We start from the raw sequence: 5,347 nt of genomic DNA, 5'->3' as shown, positions 1-5,347 counted from the left end.
CGCCGGCGGTAGCCGGCTTTTTTATATCTATAGAATTATTTGTAAATGAAATGATTCTAACAGAAAGTATTTTGGTGCTTACTTTTGTTGTTGTTTTAGTTGTTTTGTGGGTGTTTTTGGTTTTAATGTCTAAAAACTAATATCTTTTTTGTTGAGTGAACGTTTGCGTGAAAAACTCATACTTTTTTGTGATCTCTAAAAAGTTCAAATTTGTAAAATTCATTAAACCTCTATGCCTCTCTATGTAATAGCATGTAAAAGTTATCTTTTTGGGCCTTACTGATTCAAAATGACCTTACTCGCTAGAAATTAATCATTTATTTTTGATTGTAGGTTGACAGGTTTCGAGTCCAACTTTAGAATACCGCCAATTTGTCTGAAATACCTATTTATGTAGATTTTATAGGTAAAGGAAGGCATGTTTGCAGTTTGATTTATTTTTTTTGCATTTTTATTCTGGAGGTTGTCTTGGGTAAATTAGCACTGTTGGTCCTAGAAGATGGGACAGTGTTCCGCGGAGTGTCCATAGGGGCAGATGGTCTTTCCGTTGGTGAAGTCGTTTTTAATACCTCGATGACGGGGTATCAAGAAATCCTCACTGATCCTTCCTATTCTCAGCAAATCGTCACTCTCACTTATCCTCACATTGGCAATACCGGAACCACTTCCGAAGATGAAGAATCCTCTTCCATTCATGCACAAGGCCTTGTGATTCGCGATCTTCCTCTAATCGCTTCTAACTTCCGTAACGAACAATCCCTCTCTGATTATCTTAAGTCTCAAAATATCGTTGGCATCGCTAATATCGATACTCGTAAGCTCACTCGTATCCTGCGTGAAAAAGGTGCTCAAAACGGCTGTATTGTTGCGGGCAACAACCTAGACGAAGCTTTGGCACTAGCGAAAGCAAAAGAATTCCCAGGCTTAAAAGGAATGGACCTTGCGAAAGAAGTTACAACAAAAGAAGCGTATCAATGGAAGCAAGGTTCGTGGACGCTTGAAGGTGGACTTCCAGAGGCGAAAGATGACAGCGAGCTGCCATACCACGTTGTCGCTTACGACTTTGGCGCAAAACGCAACATCTTACGAATGTTGGTTGACCGCGGCTGCCGCTTAACGGTTGTACCTGCAGAAACGTCAGCGGAAGAAGTTCTGGCACTAAATCCAGATGGCGTATTCTTATCGAACGGCCCTGGTGACCCAGAACCATGTACTTACGCGATTGAAGCAACCAAAGTGTTCCTAGAAAAAGGCTTGCCAATTTTTGGTATTTGTCTAGGTCACCAAATTCTGGCGCTAGCATCAGGTGCGCAAACGGTGAAAATGAAGTTTGGTCACCACGGTGCAAACCACCCAGTAAAAGATTTAGAGCGTAACGTTGTGATGATCACTTCGCAAAACCACGGCTTTGCGGCAGATGAAGCAACATTACCGGAAAACTTACGTGCTACTCACGTATCGCTATTTGATGGCTCTTTGCAAGGTATCCACCGCACAGACAAGCCAGCATTTAGCTTCCAAGGTCACCCAGAAGCGAGCCCAGGTCCACATGACGCGGCACCGCTATTTGACCACTTTATCGAACTAATCAAAAAACACAGCGCTTAATTCGGAGTAGTAGATAATGCCAAAACGTACTGACATTCAAAGTATTCTAATTCTTGGTGCTGGTCCGATTGTTATCGGTCAGGCATGTGAGTTTGACTACTCTGGCGCACAAGCGTGTAAAGCTCTTCGCGAAGAAGGCTACCGAGTTATCCTGGTTAACTCTAACCCAGCAACCATCATGACTGACCCAGAGATGGCAGATGCGACTTACATTGAGCCGATTCAGTGGGAAGTTGTACGCAAGATCATCGAGAAAGAACGTCCTGATGCAGTTCTGCCAACTATGGGTGGTCAGACAGCACTTAACTGTGCGTTAGATTTAGAGAAGCACGGCGTTCTCGCAGAGTTTGGCGTAGAGATGATTGGTGCAACGGCTGATGCAATCGACAAAGCGGAAGACCGTTCTCGTTTTGATAAAGCGATGAAGTCTATCGGCCTTGAGTGTCCTCGCGCAGATACAGCGAAGAGCATGGAAGAAGCTTACAAAGTTTTAGATATGGTTGGCTTCCCTTGTATCATTCGTCCATCGTTCACCATGGGTGGCACTGGTGGTGGTATCGCGTACAACAAAGAAGAGTTCGAAGAAATCTGTCGTCGCGGTCTGGACTTATCTCCGACCAACGAACTTCTTATCGATGAGTCACTAATCGGTTGGAAAGAGTACGAAATGGAAGTCGTTCGTGACAAAGCGGACAACTGTATCATCGTATGTTCAATCGAGAACTTTGACCCAATGGGTATCCATACGGGTGACTCAATCACGGTTGCTCCAGCACAAACACTGACTGACAAAGAATACCAGCTTATGCGTAATGCATCGCTAGCTGTTCTGCGTGAAATCGGTGTTGAAACAGGTGGTTCAAACGTACAGTTTGGTATCAACCCGAAAGATGGTCGTATGGTCATCATCGAGATGAACCCGCGTGTATCTCGCTCTTCTGCGCTAGCATCAAAAGCAACAGGCTTCCCAATTGCGAAAATTGCCGCGAAACTGGCTGTTGGCTTTACGCTAGACGAACTACAAAACGACATCACAGGTGGTGCAACACCTGCGTCATTTGAACCAACTATCGACTACGTCGTAACTAAGATCCCTCGCTTTAACTTCGAGAAATTTGCTGGTGCAAACGATCGTCTGACAACTCAGATGAAATCGGTTGGTGAGGTAATGGCGATTGGTCGTAACCAACAAGAATCTCTTCACAAAGCACTGCGTGGCCTAGAAGTTGGCGCAACTGGTTTTGATGAGATGGTCGATCTGGAAGCGCCAGATGCACTGACTAAGATTCGTCACGAACTTAAAGAAGCAGGTGCAGAGCGTATCTGGTACATCGCCGATGCATTCCGAGCGGGTATGTCAGTCGACGGTGTGTTCAACTTGACTCAAATCGACCGCTGGTTCCTGGTTCAAATCGAAGAAATTGTAAAACTCGAAGAACAAGTCAAGGCGGGCGGCTACGCAGGTTTGACCAAAGAAGTGCTTCGTCAGATGAAACGCAAAGGCTTCTCTGATGCTCGCTTGTCTAAATTGCTTGGTGTCGCTGAAAGTGAAATTCGCCGTGCTCGTGAGCAGTTTGATATTCATCCGGTTTACAAACGTGTGGATACATGTGCAGCAGAGTTTTCTTCTGACACGGCTTACATGTACTCATCTTACGATGAAGAATGTGAAGCAAACCCAACAGACAAAGATAAGATCATGGTTCTTGGTGGCGGTCCAAACCGTATCGGCCAAGGTATCGAATTCGATTACTGTTGTGTTCATGCATCACTTGCGCTGCGTGAAGACGGTTACGAAACCATTATGGTTAACTGTAACCCAGAAACGGTATCTACTGACTACGATACGTCTGATCGTCTGTACTTCGAGCCAGTAACTCTGGAAGATGTACTGTCTATCGCTCGCGTTGAAAAACCAAAAGGTGTGATTGTTCAGTACGGTGGTCAAACGCCACTTAAACTGGCTCGTGCTTTAGAAGCGGCTGGTGTGCCAATCATTGGTACTAGCCCAGATGCTATCGACCGTGCGGAAGACCGCGAACGCTTCCAAGCCGCTGTTGACCGTTTAGGTCTACTTCAGCCAGAAAACGCGACAGTAACAACGATGGAGCAAGCGGTTGAGAAATCGAAAGAAATTGGCTTCCCATTAGTTGTTCGTCCATCTTATGTACTCGGTGGTCGTGCGATGGAAATCGTATACGACGAGCAAGACCTGCGTCGCTACTTCAACGAAGCAGTAAGCGTATCGAACGAGTCTCCAGTTCTGCTAGACCGTTTCTTGGATGATGCAACCGAAGTTGATATTGATGCTATCTGTGACGGTGAACGCGTCGTTATCGGCGGTATCATGGAGCACATCGAACAAGCGGGTGTTCACTCTGGTGACTCTGCATGTTCACTGCCTGCATACACGCTAAGTCAGGAAATTCAAGACAAGATGCGTGAGCAAGTTGAGAAGTTAGCATTCGAACTCGGTGTACGCGGTTTGATGAACACGCAGTTTGCTGTGAAAGATAACGACGTTTATCTAATTGAAGTGAACCCTCGTGCTGCTCGTACGGTACCATTCGTATCGAAAGCGACAGGCGCTCCTCTAGCGAAAATCGCTGCACGTGTAATGGCGGGTCAATCTCTAGAGTCACAAGGCTTTACTAAAGAGATTATCCCTCCTTACTACTCAGTGAAAGAAGTGGTTCTGCCGTTCAACAAATTCCCTGGGGTTGACCCTCTATTGGGCCCTGAAATGCGCTCAACAGGTGAAGTAATGGGTGTGGGTGCAACGTTCGCAGAAGCTTACGCGAAAGCAGAGCTAGGTTGTGGTGCGGTTTATCCTGAAGGTGGTCGTGCGCTACTGTCTGTACGTGAAGGTGATAAAGAGCGTGTTGTTGACCTAGCTTCTAAGTTAGTGAAACTGGGTTACCAGTTGGATGCGACACACGGTACAGCTGTAATTCTGGGCGAAGCGGGTATTAACCCACGTTTGGTAAACAAAGTACACGAAGGTCGTCCACACATTCTTGACCGCATCAAGAACAACGAATACACCTACATCGTAAACACGGCTGCTGGTCGTCAAGCGATTGAAGATTCGAAAGTTCTACGCCGTGGTGCACTGGCAGAAAAAGTGAACTACACAACGACACTGAATGCAGCGTTCGCTACATGTATGTCTCATACTGCAGACGCAAAAGCGTCAGTAACTTCGGTTCAAGAGTTACACGCTAAAGTGAAAGCGAGTCTAGACGCGTAACAGATAAAAATCAGTAAGCTCATTAATCAGGACTTACATGACAACCTCATTGCCCGCTCATTTGAGCGGGCTTTTTTATATCGAGGTTTTTCTAAAATGAAGAGCATTAAAGTGTGCTAGGAACGATTGGTATGCTTCGCTTTTGAAGATCATTAAGCTAATGATGGCAAGCAATGTGCCCAAAGATGAAGCAATAGAACTACCACTTGCTGCAACAAAATTAATGCTGTAGGACTGAGGTATTAAGCCGACCATAACTCTTTAAGCAGATAGGTAATTAGAAAAAGTTAAAATAAGCAGTGTCGAGCTTAAAGACATACTAACTATGGAGTGCTTCGATAGGTTCTTTTTTCTAAGACTAAGTTATAAGTTGATTTTTCAGTATCAAGAGAGTATCCGTTACTTTTTGCAAAAACATCTGCTGCTAGTAGCGAGGGATAAAGAAGAAAAAAACTAGTTATCGATATGGTTAGGAATATCTTACTAGAG

At 45.1% G+C, this 5,347-nt stretch carries 2 protein-coding genes; both read left to right on the top strand.

Annotated features, from left to right (window positions below; genetic code table 11):
- Window positions 1-468 precede the first annotated feature (468 nt).
- Window positions 469-1,608, top strand: a complete 1,140-nt coding sequence (gene carA / locus CAG68_RS02020; RefSeq protein WP_017633620.1) for a glutamine-hydrolyzing carbamoyl-phosphate synthase small subunit — start codon at window positions 469-471, stop codon at window positions 1,606-1,608.
- A 16-nt stretch (window positions 1,609-1,624) separates the two neighbouring features.
- Complete coding sequence (carB, locus tag CAG68_RS02015; RefSeq protein WP_005381854.1) at window positions 1,625-4,858, top strand: carbamoyl-phosphate synthase large subunit; 3,234 nt, start codon at window positions 1,625-1,627, stop codon at window positions 4,856-4,858.
- The last annotated feature ends 489 nt before the right edge of the window (window positions 4,859-5,347 follow it).

This window comes from Vibrio sp. V42_P2S4T144, assembly GCF_009904715.1.
Lineage (GTDB): Bacteria > Pseudomonadota > Gammaproteobacteria > Enterobacterales > Vibrionaceae > Vibrio > Vibrio alginolyticus.
This window is presented reverse-complemented; position numbering and strand designations above follow the sequence as displayed.

Bases quoted from the DNA above. Each gene is read 5' to 3' on its own strand.
- carB (WP_005381854.1), top strand. From the start codon at position 1,625: ATGCCAAAACGTACTGACATTCAAAGTATTCTAATTCTTGGTGCTGGT.